Annotated in this window: 15 protein-coding genes; 12 read left to right on the top strand and 3 right to left on the bottom strand. The window is 60.0% G+C overall.

Annotation, left to right across the window (positions count from 1 at the left end):
• Nucleotides 1-2 precede the first annotated feature (2 nt).
• Both SFY93_RS07125 and SFY93_RS07130 read right to left on the bottom strand, forming a co-directional pair.
• A complete protein-coding gene (locus SFY93_RS07125) occupies nt 3-4,829 on the bottom strand; it encodes an NAD-glutamate dehydrogenase (protein WP_320446557.1) in 4,827 nt (1,608 codons plus the stop codon).
• 380 nt (nt 4,830-5,209) lie between these two features.
• On the bottom strand, nt 5,210-5,998 hold the full coding sequence (locus SFY93_RS07130) for an IclR family transcriptional regulator (protein ID WP_414717078.1): 789 nt from the start codon (nt 5,996-5,998) through the stop codon (nt 5,210-5,212).
• A 135-nt stretch (nt 5,999-6,133) separates the two neighbouring features.
• Between SFY93_RS07130 and SFY93_RS07135 the strand changes: the two genes are divergently transcribed.
• The 6 genes from SFY93_RS07135 (at nt 6,134) to SFY93_RS07160 (ending at nt 10,767) form a co-directional block, all read left to right on the top strand.
• Nucleotides 6,134-7,099, top strand: coding sequence for a Bug family tripartite tricarboxylate transporter substrate binding protein (locus SFY93_RS07135; protein WP_320446559.1), 966 nt, complete (start codon nt 6,134-6,136; stop codon nt 7,097-7,099).
• Nucleotides 7,100-7,102: 3 nt separating this feature from the next.
• Nucleotides 7,103-7,711 carry a flavin reductase family protein gene (locus SFY93_RS07140; RefSeq protein ID WP_320446560.1) on the top strand — a complete coding sequence of 203 codons (609 nt, stop codon included), beginning with the start codon at nt 7,103-7,105 and terminating at the stop codon, nt 7,709-7,711.
• A gap of 89 nt (nt 7,712-7,800) precedes the next feature.
• Nucleotides 7,801-8,661 (top strand): fumarylacetoacetate hydrolase family protein, encoded by an 861-nt coding sequence (locus SFY93_RS07145; RefSeq protein ID WP_120288264.1) that lies wholly within the window; start codon nt 7,801-7,803, stop codon nt 8,659-8,661.
• A complete protein-coding gene (gene hpaH, locus SFY93_RS07150) occupies nt 8,658-9,467 on the top strand; it encodes a 2-oxo-hept-4-ene-1,7-dioate hydratase (RefSeq protein ID WP_414717135.1) in 810 nt (269 codons plus the stop codon). Before SFY93_RS07145 ends, hpaH begins: the two co-directional genes overlap by 4 nt.
• A gap of 22 nt (nt 9,468-9,489) precedes the next feature.
• On the top strand, nt 9,490-9,882 hold the full coding sequence (locus SFY93_RS07155; RefSeq protein ID WP_320446562.1) for a RidA family protein: 393 nt from the start codon (nt 9,490-9,492) through the stop codon (nt 9,880-9,882).
• A gap of 12 nt (nt 9,883-9,894) precedes the next feature.
• Entirely contained in the window at nt 9,895-10,767 is an 873-nt protein-coding gene (locus SFY93_RS07160) for an amidohydrolase family protein (RefSeq protein WP_320446563.1), read from the top strand.
• A 145-nt stretch (nt 10,768-10,912) separates the two neighbouring features.
• Here the strand turns inward: SFY93_RS07160 and SFY93_RS07165 are convergent, their stop codons facing one another.
• Complete coding sequence (locus tag SFY93_RS07165; protein WP_320446564.1) at nt 10,913-11,824, bottom strand: DUF2189 domain-containing protein; 912 nt, start codon at nt 11,822-11,824, stop codon at nt 10,913-10,915.
• Nucleotides 11,825-12,423: 599 nt separating this feature from the next.
• Here SFY93_RS07165 and coxB point away from each other — a divergent pair.
• The 6 genes from coxB to SFY93_RS07195 all read left to right on the top strand — a co-directional run bounded on the left by coxB (nt 12,424) and on the right by SFY93_RS07195 (nt 17,258).
• The gene (gene coxB, locus SFY93_RS07170) at nt 12,424-13,257 is read left to right on the top strand and encodes a cytochrome c oxidase subunit II (RefSeq protein WP_089262772.1); all 834 of its coding nucleotides are present in this window, start codon (nt 12,424-12,426) and stop codon (nt 13,255-13,257) included.
• An 80-nt stretch (nt 13,258-13,337) separates the two neighbouring features.
• A complete protein-coding gene (locus SFY93_RS07175; RefSeq protein ID WP_320446565.1) occupies nt 13,338-15,113 on the top strand; it encodes a cbb3-type cytochrome c oxidase subunit I in 1,776 nt (591 codons plus the stop codon).
• Nucleotides 15,110-15,814, top strand: a complete 705-nt coding sequence (locus SFY93_RS07180) for a cytochrome c oxidase subunit 3 (RefSeq protein ID WP_320446566.1) — start codon at nt 15,110-15,112, stop codon at nt 15,812-15,814. The genes SFY93_RS07175 and SFY93_RS07180 overlap by 4 nt, the downstream gene beginning before the upstream one ends.
• Nucleotides 15,815-15,830: 16 nt before the next feature.
• Nucleotides 15,831-16,553, top strand: coding sequence for a heme-copper oxidase subunit III family protein (locus SFY93_RS07185; RefSeq protein ID WP_320446567.1), 723 nt, complete (start codon nt 15,831-15,833; stop codon nt 16,551-16,553).
• A 9-nt stretch (nt 16,554-16,562) separates the two neighbouring features.
• On the top strand, nt 16,563-16,928 hold the full coding sequence (locus SFY93_RS07190) for a cytochrome C oxidase subunit IV family protein (protein ID WP_320446568.1): 366 nt from the start codon (nt 16,563-16,565) through the stop codon (nt 16,926-16,928).
• Nucleotides 16,929-16,964: 36 nt separating this feature from the next.
• Nucleotides 16,965-17,258, top strand: a complete 294-nt coding sequence (locus SFY93_RS07195) for a GYD domain-containing protein (RefSeq protein ID WP_309947878.1) — start codon at nt 16,965-16,967, stop codon at nt 17,256-17,258.
• Nucleotides 17,259-17,321: the final 63 nt, after the last annotated feature.

Consider the following 17,321-nt stretch of genomic DNA (forward strand, 5'->3'; position numbering starts at 1 on the left):
CCTCAGCCTTTGACCAAGTCTCCCAGCAGGTTTGCCGCCACCATCAGCTTGGCGAGCGTCAGGTCGCCTGCCGCAATCTCCTCGACTGCGCGGCGGATGCGCGTCGCCTCGGGATGAGCTGCAAGCCAGGTCTCCGCGGCCTGCTGGCCGGATTGGCCGGTTGCCAGCATATCCGCAGCGAGGCCTCTTTCGGCAGCCGCGATCAGGTCGACGGCACGGTCGATGGCGAGGCGTTCGAAACGATCGTTGGCCGGCACGCTGCGCGCGGCGACGATGATGCGATCGAGACGGAAATTGGCCTCGGCGGCAAAGAACGTCGCGGCGGCATCGCCGATGCTGCGGCTGGTGCGCTCGGCGACCGTCACGATGTCCGGCGCCGAGACCAAGGTGTCGAGATCGGCCAGTTCGCCGGCGAGGCCATACGGGACGCCGGCATCGGTCAGCTCCTGCCGGCGCTTGCCACGCGCGGCCTGCAAGTCCGGTGGCAGGGTGTTGTCGAGAGAGGCCCTGATCTCGCGGACACCCGGGCCGAAACGTGCGATCACCGCCTCGAGGCCGTCCTTGAAATCAATATTGCGCACGTACCAGACCATGCGGGAAAGCAGAAGGTCCTGGACCGCCTCATAGAGGGACAATTGCAACTGCCCTTCGATGCAGGCGTCGAGCGTATCGATCGCATCATTTAGCCACTTGAGCCCGTAGGATTCATCCACCGCCACATAGGCCATGACGATGGTGGGGATATCGGCATCGGTTTCGTCGATCAGGCGCACGATACACGCCGGGCCGCCGCGGTTGATGACCGTATTGACGAGGCTGGTCGCGATGATTTCGCGTCGGAGGCGATGGCACTCTACCGCTGTCGGGAACCTGTCCTGAACCTGGCCCGGAAAATACCCGGAGAGCTCGCGGGCGAGATAAGGATCGTCCGGCACGCTGGTGCCGAGCAGGTCGTCGTAGAGCGTCAGTTTGGCGTAGGCGAGCAACACGGCAAGTTCAGGCCGCGTCAGGGACTGCCCGCGCCGTGTGCGCTCGGTGATCGCGGCGTCGTCGGGCAGGAATTCGACTGCGCGGCTGAGCAGGCCGCGCTGCTCGAGCGACTGCATCAGGCGAGTGAGGAAGCCGGTCTCGGCCACGCCCTTGCGTTCAGCGAGCGAGAGCGCGAGCGTCTGCAGATAGTTGTTGCGCAAGACCAGTGCACCGACTTCGTCGGTCATCGCGGCGAGCAGGGTGTTACGGTCAGCTGGGCTGAGGCGCCCCTCGCGCTCGGGGCGGGCCAATGCGATCTTGATATTGACCTCGACGTCGGACGTATTCACACCGGCCGAATTGTCGATCGCGTCGGTGTTGAGCTTGACGCCCGTCTGCGCCGCTTCGATGCGGCCGCGCTGAGTGACGCCGAGATTGGCGCCTTCGCCGATCACCCTGGCGCGAACGTCGGTCCCGGTGATGCGGATCGGATCATTGGCGCGGTCGCCGGCCTGATCGTCGCTCTCCACCGACGCCCGGATATAGGTGCCGATGCCGCCAAACCACAGTAGGTCTGCGCGCGTCTTCAGGATCGCCGTCATCACCTCGAAGGGCGTCGCCTGCGGCTTGTCGAGATCGAGCAAGGTGCGCACTTCCGGTGCGAGCGGAATCGCCTTGAGGGAGCGCGAGAACACGCCTCCGCCTTGCGAGATCAGCGATTTGTTGTAGTCCTGCCAGCTCGATCGCGGCATGTCGAACATGCGCTTGCGTTCGGCGTAGCTGATCGCCGGATCGGGAGAGGGATCGATGAAGATGTCGCGGTGATCGAACGCCGCAACCAATTTCGTCGCGGGCGAGAGCAGCATGCCATTGCCGAAGACGTCGCCGGACATGTCGCCGACGCCAACTACAGTGAAAGGCATGGTCTGAATGTCGGTGCCGAGCTCGCGGAAGTGGCGTTTGACCGCCTCCCAGGCGCCTCGCGCCGTAATCCCCATCTTCTTGTGGTCGTAGCCCTGGCTGCCGCCGGAGGCGAAGGCATCGCCGAGCCAATGGTTCTTCTCGGCCGAAATCGCGTTGGCGATGTCGGAGAAGGTGGCGGTGCCCTTGTCGGCGGCGACGACCAGATAAGGATCGTCGCCATCATGCCGCAATGTCGAGTCGGGCGGGAGGAGGTCGTCGCCGTCGAGATTGTCGGTGAGTTCGAGCAGCGAGCGAACGAAGATGCGATAGGCTTCGGTGCCTTCCGCGAGCCACGCATCGCGGCTGGAGAGCGGCGGCAGGCGCTTGGGCACGAAGCCGCCTTTGGCGCCGACCGGCACGATCACGGCGTTCTTGACCTGCTGGGCTTTGACCAGGCCGAGAATCTCGGTGCGGAAATCCTGCGGCCGATCGGACCACCGCAGTCCGCCGCGCGCAACCTTGCCGAAGCGCAGGTGAATGCCTTCGACGCGGGGAGAATAGACGAAAATCTCGTAGAGCGGTCGTGGAGCCGGCAGGTCCTCGATTCCGCGCGCGTCGAACTTGAATGAGATCACCGGACGCGGATGTCCGTCCTCGCCGACCTGCCACAAATTGCTGCGGATGGTGGACTGCACCAGATTGGTGAAACGGCGGAGGATGCGGTCTTCGTCGAGCGATGCGACGGATTTGAGCTGCTCCTCGATATCAGCAAGGAGGGCGGTCTCCCGGGCCGAGCGCTCGGCATCAGTAAGGGTGAGGCGTGGATCGAGGCGGGCCTGGAATAGCGCGACGAGGTTGGCGGTGATCGCTGCGTTCTTGCGCAGAGTCTCCCACATATAATCCTGGCTGAACGGCGCGCGGATCTGGTGCAAATAGCGGGACAGCGCCCGGATGGTCGAGACTTCGCGCCAGCCCAGGGCCGTGCGCAGGATCAGCCCGTTATATCCGTCGGATTCGGCTCGATCACCGACCACCGCCATGATCGAGGCTTCGAGCCGATGGCTGAATTCCCGGTTGATCTCGATCGGCTGGCCGTCGCTGGTCTCTATCGTCATGTCGTGCAGCCACACCGGCTCAGGCCTGGCACCGGGCACGATCTGATAGGTACGTTCATCGACCACGCGCAGGCCGTGATTTTCGATCACCGGCACGCGATAGGACAGCGACAGCGGCGCGGCATCGGAGAACACCTTCAGGCCGAAGCGTTTGGGATCGTCCTCGCCCTCGAAGCGATGAACCGAAATCGTCACCGGGCGGGTTGGCGTGAGCCTTTCGATGGTGGCGATATCGGCTATCGCCTGTTCCGCCGTGGAAACCTCGGTATAGCCGCCGGTAAAGGCCTGGGCATAGCGATTGGCGAGCATGCGGGCCCGCATGCCATCGGTAGACGCAGTCAGCGCGGCCTTCAGCTTGTCGGCCCAGGTCGCGGCAATGGCGCTGATCCCGGCTTCCAGCGTGGCGCGCTCGACGGCAGGAGTCTTACCTTCATAGCGTCCGATGATGTAGTGAACGCGCGTCAATGCTCCTTCGGGGAAAGACACGTAGGAGGCGGCCTGCATCCCTTTGTAGATCTGCGACAGGAAGGCGCCGACGCGCATGCGCACATCAGTGTCGTATTTGTCGCGCGGAATGAAGACGAGGATGGAGACGAAGCGATCGAACTTGTCGACCCGAGCGAGCGCCCGGACGCGGGGGCGCTCATAGAGGATCAGGATCTCCATGACAAAATTGAAGAGAGTGTTGACGTCGACCTGGAATAGTTCGTCTCGCGGATATTCCTCGAGGATATGCATCAGCGCCTTGCCCGAATGGCTGTTCGGATCGAAGCCGGCGCGCTGAAGCACCCGCGATACCTTGTGGCGAACATAGGGGATCTGTCGTGCCGAGCGCGTATAGGCGCCTGAGGTGAACAGGCCGACGACTCGCAATTCACCCTCGAGCCGGCCGTCGGGCGCATAGAGCTTGATGCCGATATAATCCATCCGGATGCGGCGATGAACGCGGCTACTCACATTGGCCTTGATGACGATGAGTAGGGTCGGCTCGCGCATGAACTCGCGAATTTCCGACGTCATCACCACCATTTCGTTGCCGCGGCGCAGGACCTTTACATCGGGGTCGCGGAGGATACCGAGGCCCTCAGCGGTCGTGATGTCGTCCGACGCATCGCTGTCGGGCGAGAAGCGATACTCGCGCACGCCGAGAAAGGTGAAATTGTCCGCGCACAGCCATTGCAGGAACTGGTTGGCCTCGGCGACCTCGTCGATCGGCAGCGGCGGTGGATTGGAAGAGAAAGTCTTGATCGCGTTCTCGACGCGGTCGCGCATGACGCGCCAGTCCGCGACGCTGGCGCGCACGTCGCTTAACGTCCTGGTGAGGCCGTCAATCAGCCTCTCGCGGTCAGCGTCGGCGTCGAGGCGGGTGATGTGGAGGTGAATCAGGCTCTCGCGCGCGCCCTTTGCCCCTTCAGGCAGTGCTTCACCGTGGAAGTGCAGGAGCTTGCCTTGGTCATCGCGCTCCACCGCGATGATGGGGTGAGCGACGAGGGTGACTTCGATGCCCTGCTCGGCGAGCTCCGCCATGATGGAATCGAACAGGAAAGGCATATCGTCGTTGAGAATTTCGAGCACGGACATCTCGCGCCCGTCCGGCATCATCGGATTGACGACGCGGATATCGGCACGACCCGCCGTGCGTCGCTGTACATGCTCCCAGGCTTGCTCCGCCAGGAAGGCAAGCGAGGAGGCATCGTAACTGGCGAGGTCCTCGGCATTGGTGTAGCCGAACATAAGCTCGGCAAAGGTTCGGGGTGCCTTGCCCGGCTGCACGCTTCCCGCCGCGTCGCGGATCAGAGTTGCCCGGGCCTTGTCGTCACGCCACGCCATAGCGTCCTCCACGTCCCAGCCAACGCACCGTAATTACGGTCGGCCGTTATTTTTGGAGTGCATCTCTTCGTGCGCCATTGTTTCCCGACCGCGATTCAATCGCACAGATGAAATTTTCGGTCGGTCTTGACTATGTTAGCACCCCGGAGCGGCCGTGGCGCGCGGAGTTGTGAGGTGTGTCTTGAGGCCGGAATCGATGCGACGAGCCTCGCGCCATGAGGTATCTTATAAAATCACAAGCAATTTCAATCATGTATAAGTTCGCGGCTGTATTCCGAATGGCGCGCCAGACTTTTCCGTTCAAATTAGAACAGCCAGCCGTCGATTGGCTGCTCAATCGCTGCATATGTCGCAAGCGGACCTTTGCCTTGGATTGGGCGACGCGTGCTTGCTTATCGGATTTTCTGCTCGACCTCGTAAGCTGCCTTCAGAAGCGTTTCGACAACTTCCTGCTCGCGTCGCGGGCCGAGCCGTGTTCGGACGGCTGATATGGTGAGGGCCGCCGCCGGGTCGCCGTCGGCTGTCTTGATCCAGGTCGAAATCGATTTCGTGCCCTGGACCAACCCGACTTCGCGCACGCCATAGCCCCTGCGCCGGGCGTCGGCGATCTCTGACAACACAGTCTGCCGATCGGTCCGATATCCCGCAAATCGAGGCTCATTCGTCATAGCGATCCGGCGTGATTCTTGAGCCGGTAACGCGGCCAGGATGGCAACGCCTGCGCTGCTGACGCCCAGCGGCCGCCGCGCACCCACGGCGATCGAGAGTACCTGAATCGGATATGAGCCAATTCTTCTATCCACGCATAAAGTGTCGTTGCCGGTGCGCACCGTTAGAAACAGTGTATCACCGACCCGTTGCGACGTTTCGCGCAAAATGTCGTCCGCCGCTGCGAGCAATGGCGAGCGCGATGGGCGAGCGAGTGCCAATTCAGGGACCTGCGTGCCGATTGCATAGCGACCCGAGCGCTCGTGGCGCTCGACGAGCCCCTCCTCCATCAGGACATGAATGATCCGGTGTACGGTCGGGCGCGATAGACGCGTCGCTTGGACGACGTCTTTCAACGGCAATCCGCTCTCACCGCCCGCTGCAAGCACGCGAAGGAGGAAGAGCGCGCGCCGGATCGCCTGCGCGCCTTGTCGCGGCTCCGGGTCGAGCGTTGTCGGCAATCCGTTGTCCATAATGTGGACAATAACCGCATATTGGCATCGACAAGTAAAGCGGTTGAACCAATGGTTCGCCGCAAGAGCGCTGGTCCCAATCGGCGTCGAACATACGGTCTGCGGCGTGAAAGCCGCATCTGGCGGGAGGAAATGATGAAGTCGCTATGGATCGCTGCAGCCATTGCCGCGACGCTGGTTAATGGCGCGGCGACGGCCCAGGAATGGCCCGCGCGCATTGTCAAACTGATCGTGCCCTATCCGGCCGGCGGCAATGTCGATAGCGCGGCGCGCATCGTCGCGGATCGGCTGCAAGAGAAATTGGGCCAGCCCTTCGTGATCGAAAACAAGTCGGGCGCTGGCGGCATGATCGCCGGGGAAGCGCTGGCGAAAGCGCCGAATGATGGCTACACGCTCATGGTCGGCGCCAATGGTCCGGTTCTCTTCGCTCCCGAAATCAACAAGCGCGACGCCTATAACTGGAAGCGCGACTTCCTGCCGATCTCGAGCATCTCGATGACGCCGCTGGTGCTCGAGGTTCATCCTTCCGTGAAGGCTACGTCGTTCGCCGAATTGCTCGAACTCGCGAAGCGCGATCCGGGCAAGCTGACGATGGCATCTCCGGGGCCGGGCACCACCAATCACCTGCTCAGCGAACTCATGCAGTCCAAGCTCGAGATTCGTTGGGTGACGGCGCATTATCGCGGCAACGCGCCCGCGACCAATGACCTGCTCGGCGGCCAGGTTCAGTTCGCATTCGATCAACTGTCGGTCAGCCTTCAATATATCAAGAGTGGAATGTTGCGCGCCTTGGCGGTCACAAGCCCACATCGACTGAAGACGCTTCCGGACGTGCCCACTTTCGCCGAGCTCGGCTATCCGGATTTTGACGGCCAGACCTTCACAGGGCTGTTTGCTCCGGCGAACACCCCCGCTCCAGTCGCCGATAAATTGAACAAGGCGCTGGCTGAGATTCTCAAGGAGCCAGGCGTGGTCGACAAGTTCGAAAAGCTTGGCGCCGAAGCGCTCCCGATGACGCCGGGTGAGTTCAGAGCCTATCTCGATCGTGAGGACGCCAAGTGGATTCCGGTCGTGCGCAAGGCCAACGTAAAGGCGGATTGACGAATGAAGATCGATCCCGCTGAACTTGGCGCCGAAAAGGCTTATCGTCTGCTCACCGGCATCGTCGTCCCGCGACCGATCGCATGGGTGACCAGCCTGTCGCAGGCAGGTACCGTCAACCTTGCGCCGTTCAGTGCTTTCACCTTCGTCTCGCCCAAGCCGCCGATGCTGGCAATCAGCGTCGGCCGCAAATCAGGCGTCTACAAAGACACGGCGCGCAACATCCTGGATCGCGAAGAATACGTCATTCACATCGCGGATTCGTCGTTGATGTCGGCGGTTCACGAAAGCTCCGCGGAACATCCGCCGGAGGTGAGTGAGGTCGAAGTCCTCGGTCTCGAGACGACCCCCAGCGACCATATCGGGGTGCCGCGGCTGACGGCGGCGCCTATTGCGATGGAATGCCGATTTCGGCAATGCCTCGAATTCGGCGATACCCGCAGCCGGTTGATCGTCGGCGAAGTGATCGCATTTCACATCAAGGATGATCTGCTCGCCAACGGCAAGATTGAAACCGAGAGCCTCGATCCGATCGCCCGCATTGCCGGTCCGCGTTACGCGCGGCTAGGCGAGATCTTCACGTTGAAGTCCGTATTCCAGACATCGAAGTAATCGGAACAACGCCGCGGGCGCTATTCGGGCAGCCGGTCCGGCACCGCGATCCGGCGGCAATCGATCTAGTGAATTATTCAGGAGCCTTCATGAAACTATGCAGCTATTCGACCGGCGGAAACAGCCGCTACGGCGTGGTGGCCGATGACGGCGTTATCGATCTCAGTGCATTGCTTGGATCGGAGTTTCCCGATCTGCGCAGCGTGATCGCCGGCAACGGACTGGCGAAGGCGAAACAGGTGAGCGCCGGCCGCAAGCCCGATCATCGACTGTCGGATCTGGTCTTGCTGCCGCCGATCCCGGCGCCGGAGAAGCTCTGGTGCATCGGGGTCAACTACAAGGACCGCAATGCTGAATACAAAGACAGCTCGGATTTGCCGAAATATCCGAGCCTGTTCGTCCGCAACCCGTCGTCGGTGGTCGGCTCCGATCAGCCGATCGAAAAGCCGAAGATCTCCGAGCAGCTCGACTACGAAGGCGAGCTCGTGATTGTCATCGGCAAGGAAGGTCGTCACATTACGCGAGAGAATGCGTGGTCGCACATCTTCGGCATGACTCTCTGCAACGAAGGCTCGGTGCGGGACTGGCTGCACCACGGCAAGTTCAACGTCACCCAGGGCAAGAATTTCGATCGGTCCGGTAGCGTCGGGCCGTGGATCGTCACGGCCGACGAATGCGATCCGCAGGGGACGCACGATATCGTCACGCGAGTGAACGGGGAGGAGCGTCAGAACGACTCGACCGAGCGGCTGATGTTCACCTTCGACTATCTGATTTCTTATCTGTCGACTTTTGCCACCTTGAAGCCCGGCGACATGATCGCGACCGGAACGCCGACCGGCGCCGGCGCCCGCTTCACACCGCCGCGTTGGCTCAAGCCAGGCGACGTCGTCGAGGTCGAGTCCAGGCAGATCGGCATTCTTCGCAACGTCGTCGCAGAGGAGAAATAACGGTGCTTGATCAGACGGTCATCGATGCGCTGGCGCGTCGCCTCGACGAGGCGGAGCAGACCAAGACGCTCATCACCATGTTCACCGCTGACTATCCCGATCTCACCATCGAGGATGCCTATGCGATCCAGCGGACCTGGACGGCGCTGCAGCTCGAACGCGGGCGGGTGATCAAAGGCCACAAGATCGGCCTGACCTCGAAGGCGATGCAGAATGCGGTCAGCATCTCCGAGCCGGATTACGGCGTGCTGTTCGCCGACATGTTCTATCAGGATGCCGGTACCATCCCCTATGAACGATTCTTCGCGCCGCGCGTCGAGGTCGAACTGGCCTTCGTGCTCAAGACCGATCTGCGCGGGCCGGATTGTACGATCTTCGACGTGCTGAACGCGACAGCCTACGTCACTCCGGCGCTCGAAATCCTGGAAACGCGCATGCACCGCGTGCATCCGCAAACCAAGAAACCCCGCACGGTGGTGGACACGATCTCCGACAACGCAGCGAATGCCGCGCTTGTGGTCGGCGGTCGTCCATTCCGTCCGCTGGATGTCGATCTGCGCTGGGTCAGCGCGCTGCTGTTCCGGAATGGCCAGATCGAGGAGACCGGCGTCGCCGCCGGCGTGCTGAACCATCCGGCAAACGGCATCGCGTGGCTCGCCAATCGCCTCGCGCCGCACGACGAATATCTCGCTGCAGGCGAGGTGGTGCTCGCCGGATCCTTCACGCGTCCGATCGAGGTCAGCCGCGGCGATACGATACATGCCGATTACGGGCCGTATGGCTCGGTGTCGTGCCAATTCGTTTGACCGTTATCCGGAGACTGCAGCAATGACATCTTCCAAGCGGCGCCGCAGCGTTCATATCGGCGAATTCAAGCACGCAAATCCGATCCCCAACGCCTGCCGCATCAACAATCTGCTGATGTCCGGCGTCATCCTCGGCCGCGATCCCAAAACAAGCGAGATGCCGCCCGATCTCGAAAGCCAGTGCGCCAACATGTTCGCGCATATGAAGGCGATCGTGGAAGCCGGCGGCGGCAGTACTGACGACATCATCAAGATGACGGTCTGGCTCAAGGATCGCAGCAATCGCGGGCCTGTCAATGTCGAGTGGCTCAAGATGTTTCCCGACGAGCATTCGCGCCCAGCCCGTCATGCGCTCTCCATGGAGATGGAGGGCGGCACCCTGGTGCAATGCGATTTCACTGCGGTGATCGATTAAAGGAGCAGACAGATGCCCGACTATCTTCCATTTGATCCAAACCCGCGCACGCCATCCCGCAAGCCGCCGCCGAAGAGCATCGACAGTCAGTTCCATGTGCTCGGTCCGGTGGAACGCTATCCCATCCGGCCGGGCGCGGCCTATCAGATGCCGACGGCGACCTGGGAGGCCGCACTTCGGGTACACAAGGCGCTTGGTATCGAGCGCGGCATCATCGTGCAGACGACGACATATGGTGCCGATCACTCGGTGGTTCTGGACGGGCTGGCGGCGATGGGGCCGAACTACAAGGCCTGTGCGAATGCGCTGGTTTTCGCCGAGCGCGACGATGCGTATCTCGCCAAGCTGAACGACGCCGGCGTCGGCGGGGCGCGGTTCAGCTTCCGCAAGGAGCTCGGCGCCGTGCTTTCGGACAGCGACTACGAGCGCGCCATCGCACGTATTTCCGAACTCGGCTGGTACGCTAAATTCCAGCCGGAGAAGGACGGCATCGTTGCCAACCTCGACAAGATCGCGTCTCTCAAAGTGCCGGTCCTCATCGATCACATGGGCCGCCCGGATCCAACGCTCGGCAAGAACGATCCGAATTTGCGTGCGGTTCTCGATCTGCTGTCGAAGGGCAATTTCTGGGTGATGCTCTCGCTCGGCGAAAAGACATCCAGGAAAGGTCCGCCGTGGGACGACGTCGTTCCCATCGCGCAAGCCTATCTCGAAGCCGCGCCCGATCGCTGCGTCTGGGCAAGCGACTGGCCGCACCCTGTATCGGTCGTCCAGCCGCCGAACGACGCCGACCTGCTTGAATTGCTCTATCGCTACGCGCCGGACGATGCCTTGCTGGAAAAGATACTGGTCACAAATCCAGCAAAGCTGTTTGGGTTCTCCTAATAGATCGTGGGCGGACACCCTGCCGGGAGCGGAGTCCGCTTCCGGCAGGGTATGCCGATCGCCCCTCATTCGGGCGGATTTCATCCGCGCGGGTGGCTCGACGTATTCTGAAGCCGACACGTGCGTCCCGGTCGTTTGTTTCGATCTACGGCTTATCACGCCCCCACGGGAAGAGAGAGACCGGAAAATCGGCCGCATAGCGCCGCCCTTTCGGTGGACGGGGAGGGTCCTGCCGAGGATTCGGGTCTGGTTCCAGCACCTTGCGATAAAGATGCCAGGTGGCATGACCGAGTAGCGGCAGAACAACGGCGAGACCGACGAATAACGGCAGCGAACCCACCACCAGCAGCGCGGCAACAATCAGGCCCCATGCGGCCATCGTCACAGGATTTTTCATCACGACCCGCAGCGAGGTCTGAACTGCGTCTGTCACGCTCGCATGTCGGTCGAGCATCAGCGGAAACGCCACGACGCTAACGCACAGGGCCATGATAGCGAACAATAGTCCGACGCCGCAGCCCTGGACGATCAGTTGGTGCCCCTCTGTGGTTGTGAAGATGCGCGATGCGAAATCAGGAATGCTGGCCGCAGGGGCATTGCCGAACTTGGAGACGTAAATCGCATTCGCAGTAGTCACCCAAACCACGAATAGAATGAGCAGGAGCGTGCCGAGGCCAAGCATGGCTCCAAAGGAGGGCGAGCGCAGCACGCCGAGTGCATGCCATGCCGACGCCTCTTCGCCGCGTTCGCGGCGGCGGCTGAGTTCATAGAGACCGAGGGCTGCAAAAGGACCAATCAACGCAAAACCGGCGGCTAGCGGGAAAAGCAGTGGTAACACCGAATAGCCCAGGGTCATTCTGGCCAGCACAAGCCCGAGAACAGGATAGATGACGCACAGAATAATGGCGTGACTCGGAACCGCCTTGAAGTCCTCCCAGCCCAGCCGCAACGCATCATGCAGATCGGACAACCCGATCTTGCGAATGACGGGCGCGGCAACGCTATCGGAAGCGCCAGGTGCCGTCTGCGAGATCTTGTCAGAATACGGAGTAGCCATGGTCACGATCTCCCATGCGTTCGCACCGGCGAGATCGGGTCATTTTCAAATGACGAGCATTCGCCTTCGTGCGCAGAAATCGCGACTGGTTCTGGAAGACGGCCAAGTTCAACGAAGAGAGCTTTGCCGAGCAAAACCTGTCGCAACCTGTGCGGCAAGTTTAGCGCAATCCGGAAAGAATAGCACGCACTGTTCGGTGAATTCTTCCTTTGTAAGGTTTACGTTTCACCGCGTGGCTGATGGCAATTGACGCATCACTTTGTCTGTCATGCGGACGCACAGCGTCGTGTATTGCAATGCGATATGGGAATCCGTGCGCGTGCCATTGCTCAACGGTTCGATCGTGGTGCTATCGTCGTCGTGAGGAATAAGCCGGTCTATTGACAATCAAGCCTGCTGGGGAACATCCTGTAGTGGCAAGTGCCCGTAGTTCGACGACACCAGCGATCGCAACTTTTCGAATTCGATGTTGCGACCGGTTAGAGGGCAAGGCGGCCAGCATTGTGATGGCGATCTCGAAATCAGCCATCGATGCAGACGTGAACTGCGCCCTTTTCTAAGTCTTGTCCGCAGCCTCTAGAGGCAAGGATGAACAAGGGATGGCTGTAGCATTCATACTGCTGTTGGTCGCAGTCGCTTCGGTGCTGTTTCACCTCCTAAGCCCATGGTGGTGGACGCCGATCGCCTCGAACTGGAGTTACATCGACGACACGATCACCATGACGTTCTGGATCACCGGGGCGGTCTTCTTCGCGATCGTCGCATTCATCGCCTATTGCATCTTCCGTTTTCATCACAAGGAAGGAAGACAAGCGGCCTATGAGCCCGAAAACAAAAGGCTCGAATGGTGGCTCACCATAGGGACCGCGATCGGTGTCGGAGCGATGTTGGCGCCCGGTTTGGTTGTCTGGCATCAGTTTGTGACGGTGCCGTCCGATGCAACAGAGATCGAGGTCATGGGCCAGCAATGGCGCTGGAGCTACCGGCTGCCAGGAAAGGACGGCCGGCTCGGGACGGTCGATGCCCGCAACGTCAGTGCCGAGAATCCACTGGGCTTGAATCCGAACGATCCCAATGGTCAGGACGACGTCGTGGTTGAGAACGACGATTTGCATCTCCCGATCGGGAAGCCGGTCAAGGTATTGCTCCGCTCAATCGACGTTCTGCACGATTTTTATGTGCCTGAGTTCCGGGCGAAGATGGATATGGTGCCGGGCTCGGTCACATACTTCTGGTTCACTCCCACGCGCACAGGAACATTCGAGGTTCTTTGCGCGGAATTGTGCGGCATCGCGCATGCGCAAATGCGGAGCAACGTCATCGTCCAGGAAGAGAGCGAATATCATGCATGGCTGGAGAAGCAGCAGACATTCGCAGCGTTATCCGGCCACCGACCCATCACGAAGGCGACTTACAAGACCCGCGGCAAATAGCAGGACCGGCGCGGCGGCGTTGCACGTTGTAACACTTACGATGAGCGACGATCAGAGGATTAATCCGGGAGGACATTTTAATGGTTGATGTCCCGTCTGACGTACTCGCAGGAATTCCGCCGGCCGAAGTGGGTGAGGTCGATCTCTATCACCCAAGAAGTTGGTGGACGCGATATGTCTTCTCGCAAGATGCCAAGATCATTGCGGTCCAGTATGCGATGACAGCAATGGCCATCGGTATGGTCGCGCTGGTGCTGTCGTGGCTGATGCGGCTGCAGCTCGGATTCCCCGGAACGTTTTCGTTTATCGATCCGAGCCAGTATCTTCAGTTCATCACCATGCATGGCATGATCATGGTGATCTACCTTCTCACGGCGCTGTTTCTCGGAGGCTTCGGGAATTATCTCATCCCGCTGATGGTCGGTGCTCGCGACATGGTGTTCCCCTATGCGAACATGCTGAGCTACTGGATCTATCTGCTTGCCGTGCTGGTGCTGGTTGCGACCTTCTTTGTACCGGGTGGGCCGACCGGCGCTGGCTGGACGCTGTATCCGCCGCAGGCCATTCTTTCCGGAAGCCCCGGACAGGAAGCAGGCATCATCATGATGCTGGTGTCGCTGATCCTGTTCATTATCGGCTTCACCATGGGCGGCTTGAATTACGTCGTGACGGTGCTGCAGGGTCGCACGCGCGGAATGACGCTGATGCGGCTGCCTTTGACGGTGTGGGGCATTTTTACAGCGACCGTGATGGCCTTGCTCGCATTTCCAGCCTTGTTCGTCGCCTCGGTGATGATGCTGTTCGATCGGCTTCTTGGCACCAGCTTCTTCATGCCAACGCTCGTGGAGATGGGGCAGCTGGGGAAGTACGGCGGTGGCAGTCCGCTGCTGTTCCAGCACCTGTTCTGGTTTTTCGGCCACCCCGAAGTCTATATCGTTGCGTTACCTGCTTTTGGCATTGTCTCTGACCTCATCAGCACTCATGCGCGAAAGAATATTTTCGGTTATCGCATGATGGTGTGGGCGATTGTCGGAATCGGAGCGATGAGCTTCGTGGTGTGGGCGCACCACATGTATGTCAGTGGCATGAATCCGAAGTTCGGATTTTTCTTCGCAACAACGACCCTCATCATCGCGATCCCCACGGCGATCAAGGTATACAACTGGATCCTGACCCTGTGGCGTGGCGACATTCACCTCACCGTTCCGATGCTGTTCGCGCTCGCATTCATTATCACGTTCGTCAATGGCGGCCTGACTGGCCTGTTCCTCGGCAACGTCGTCGTGGACGTTCCGTTGTCCGATACCATGTTCGTGGTCGCCCATTTTCACATGGTCATGGGGGTTGCGCCGATCATGGTCGTGTTTGGTGCGATCTATCACTGGTATCCGAAAGTGACGGGACGGATGCTGAACGAGATGATGGGACGCTTCCATTTCTGGGTCACATTCCTTGGAGCATACGCGATCTTCTTCCCCATGCACTATCTCGGGCTGCTGGGTGTGCCGCGCCGCTATCACGACATCGGCGGGACGGCATTCGTCCCCGCGTCGGCCCACGACCTGAACGCATTCATGAGTATCGCTGCGCTCATCGTCGGCTTTGCCCAGCTCGTATTTGTGTTCAACATGATCCGGAGCCTGTCCAAGGGCGAGGACGCCGGCAGCAATCCATGGAACGCGACCACGCTCGAGTGGCAAACGCCGCAGACGCCGCCGGCACATGGCAACTGGGGCAAGGAACTCCCGGTCGTCTATCGCTGGGCTTATGATTATAGCGTGCCCGGCGCAGCACGGGATTTCATCCCCCAGAATGAACCGCCGGCCAGCTCGACGCCGAAGGGAGCGCATCCATGACGGCCATCGTCCTGTTCATGGCTGGAATAGCGGCCATTGCGGGATGGTGGCTCTCGCAGCAACGGCTTGCGGCCAAGCCCTGGCTGGAGGAGGGGGCGGTCGGCGATTTTCCCGGCGGAAGTTCGATGTCGTTGCCGGCGGCGAAAATGGGTTTGGGTGTGTTTCTCGCGGTCGTCGGGTCGTTATTTGCGCTCTTCGTCAGCGCTTACTCCATGCGCATGCAACTGATCGACTGGCGGTCGCTGCCCGTGCCCGGGTTGCTGTGGTTCAACACCGGTGTTCTGATCGTGAGCAGTGGCGCACTGCAATGGGCGCAGGTTTCCGCACATCGCGACGACAGCGAAAATGTGCTGATCGGCCTGCTTGCAAGCGGCCTTTCCGCCGCTGTTTTCCTGATAGGTCAGTTGCTGGTGTGGCAGCAGCTCAACACCGGGGGCTACTTTCTGGCGGCCAATCCTGCCAACGCCTTCTTCTATCTGATCACCGCAGTCCATGGACTGCACCTGCTCGGCGGTCTCGTCGCTCTGGGCAGAACCATCGTCAAGGCATGGCGTGGTGTTGAAATCCCGCGCCTGCGTTTGAGTGTGGAACTGTGCACGATGTATTGGCATTTCCTGCTTTTGGTCTGGTTGATCCTGCTCGCTCTGCTGACAGGCTGGGCGGATGACTTCGTCACCATCTGTCGCCAGTTGCTGACATAGGGAAGGCATCGATGCGATGACAGAGACTGTGCTGACAAACATCGAAAAGCGCCGAACGACGACCGCAGGCTGGCAAGGTATTGTCGCTGACTGGTCCTCGGATCAACGGGCATTCAAGAATGTATCCTGGGGAAAGGCCATGATGTGGATCTTTCTCCTCAGCGATACCTTTATCTTCGGTTGCTTCCTGCTGTCGTACATGACGGCGCGCATGTCCACGACGGTGCCCTGGCCAAACCCGAGTGAAGTCTTCGCTCTGACGATTGCAGGGCAACACATCCCGCTCATTCTGATTGCCATCATGACCTTCGTGCTGATCAGCAGCAGCGGGACCATGGCTATGGCCGTCAATTTCGGCTACCGCAACGATCGCCGCAAAACGGCGATGCTGATGCTGGTGACCGCCGCGTTCGGTGCGACATTTGTCGGAATGCAGGCTTTCGAATGGACCAAGCTGATCATGGAGGGGGTGAGGCCCTGGGAAAATCCGTGGGGGGCGGAGCAATTCGGCTCATGCTTTTTCATGATTACAGGATTCCACGGCACGCACGTAACGATTGGCGTGATTTTCCTGATCATCATTGCGCGAAAGGTCTGGCGCGGAGATTTCGAGACTGGACGTCGGGGATTTTTCACAAGCAGGAAGGGGAACTACGAGATCGTCGAAATCACTGGCCTGTATTGGCATTTCGTCGATTTGGTATGGGTGTTTATCTTTGCCTTTTTCTATCTTTGGTGAGGGAAAAACATGGCTGAAGTCACGCTACATGCAACGCCCCATACATCCCCCGCGGTTCATGCCGAGGGACATCTCCATCCGATCAAGCTTTATCTCGTGGTCTGGGGATGGCTGTTTGTCTTGAGTACATGCTCTTACCTGGTCGATTACTTCAACCTACAGGGATATCTGAGGTGGTCTCTCATCGTGCTGTTCATGATGTTGAAGGCAGGCTTGATTGTTGCGGTCTTCATGCACATGGCGTGGGAGCGTCTGGCTTTGGCCTATGCCATCCTGCTCCCGCCGTTGTTGTTGTTGGTCTTTGTCGGAATCATGGTGTTTGAGTCGGACTACACGCTGTTGAGCCGGATCATTTTCTTCAAGACTGGGGCGTGAAGATGAGCGGGGGGCTCGTGCGCAAGGAGGACTTCCATGACCACATATATCATGCTTGCAAACTGGACTGATCAAGGTGTCCAGCACGTCAAGGACTCGCCGCGTCGTCTCGACTTGGCGAAGAAAGCTCTCAAGGATATGGACGGCGAGTTCAAATCGTTTTTTCTGACCATGGGCGACTATGACATCGTCGCGGTTTACGAAGCGCCGGACGACGCCGTCGCCGCACGATTCAACTTGCAGCTGGGTATGCTTGGAAACATTCGAACGCGCACATTGAAAGCGTTTCCCGAAACGGCTTACCGGGAGATCATCAAGTCGCTGGGCTGATTGCGGACCGGAGGCACGTCCGCGAGGTGCCACGCGCCGGCCAAATGTCATGTCGACAGGAAA

This window comes from Tardiphaga sp. 42S5 (assembly GCF_034044155.1).
Lineage (GTDB): Bacteria > Pseudomonadota > Alphaproteobacteria > Rhizobiales > Xanthobacteraceae > Tardiphaga > Tardiphaga robiniae.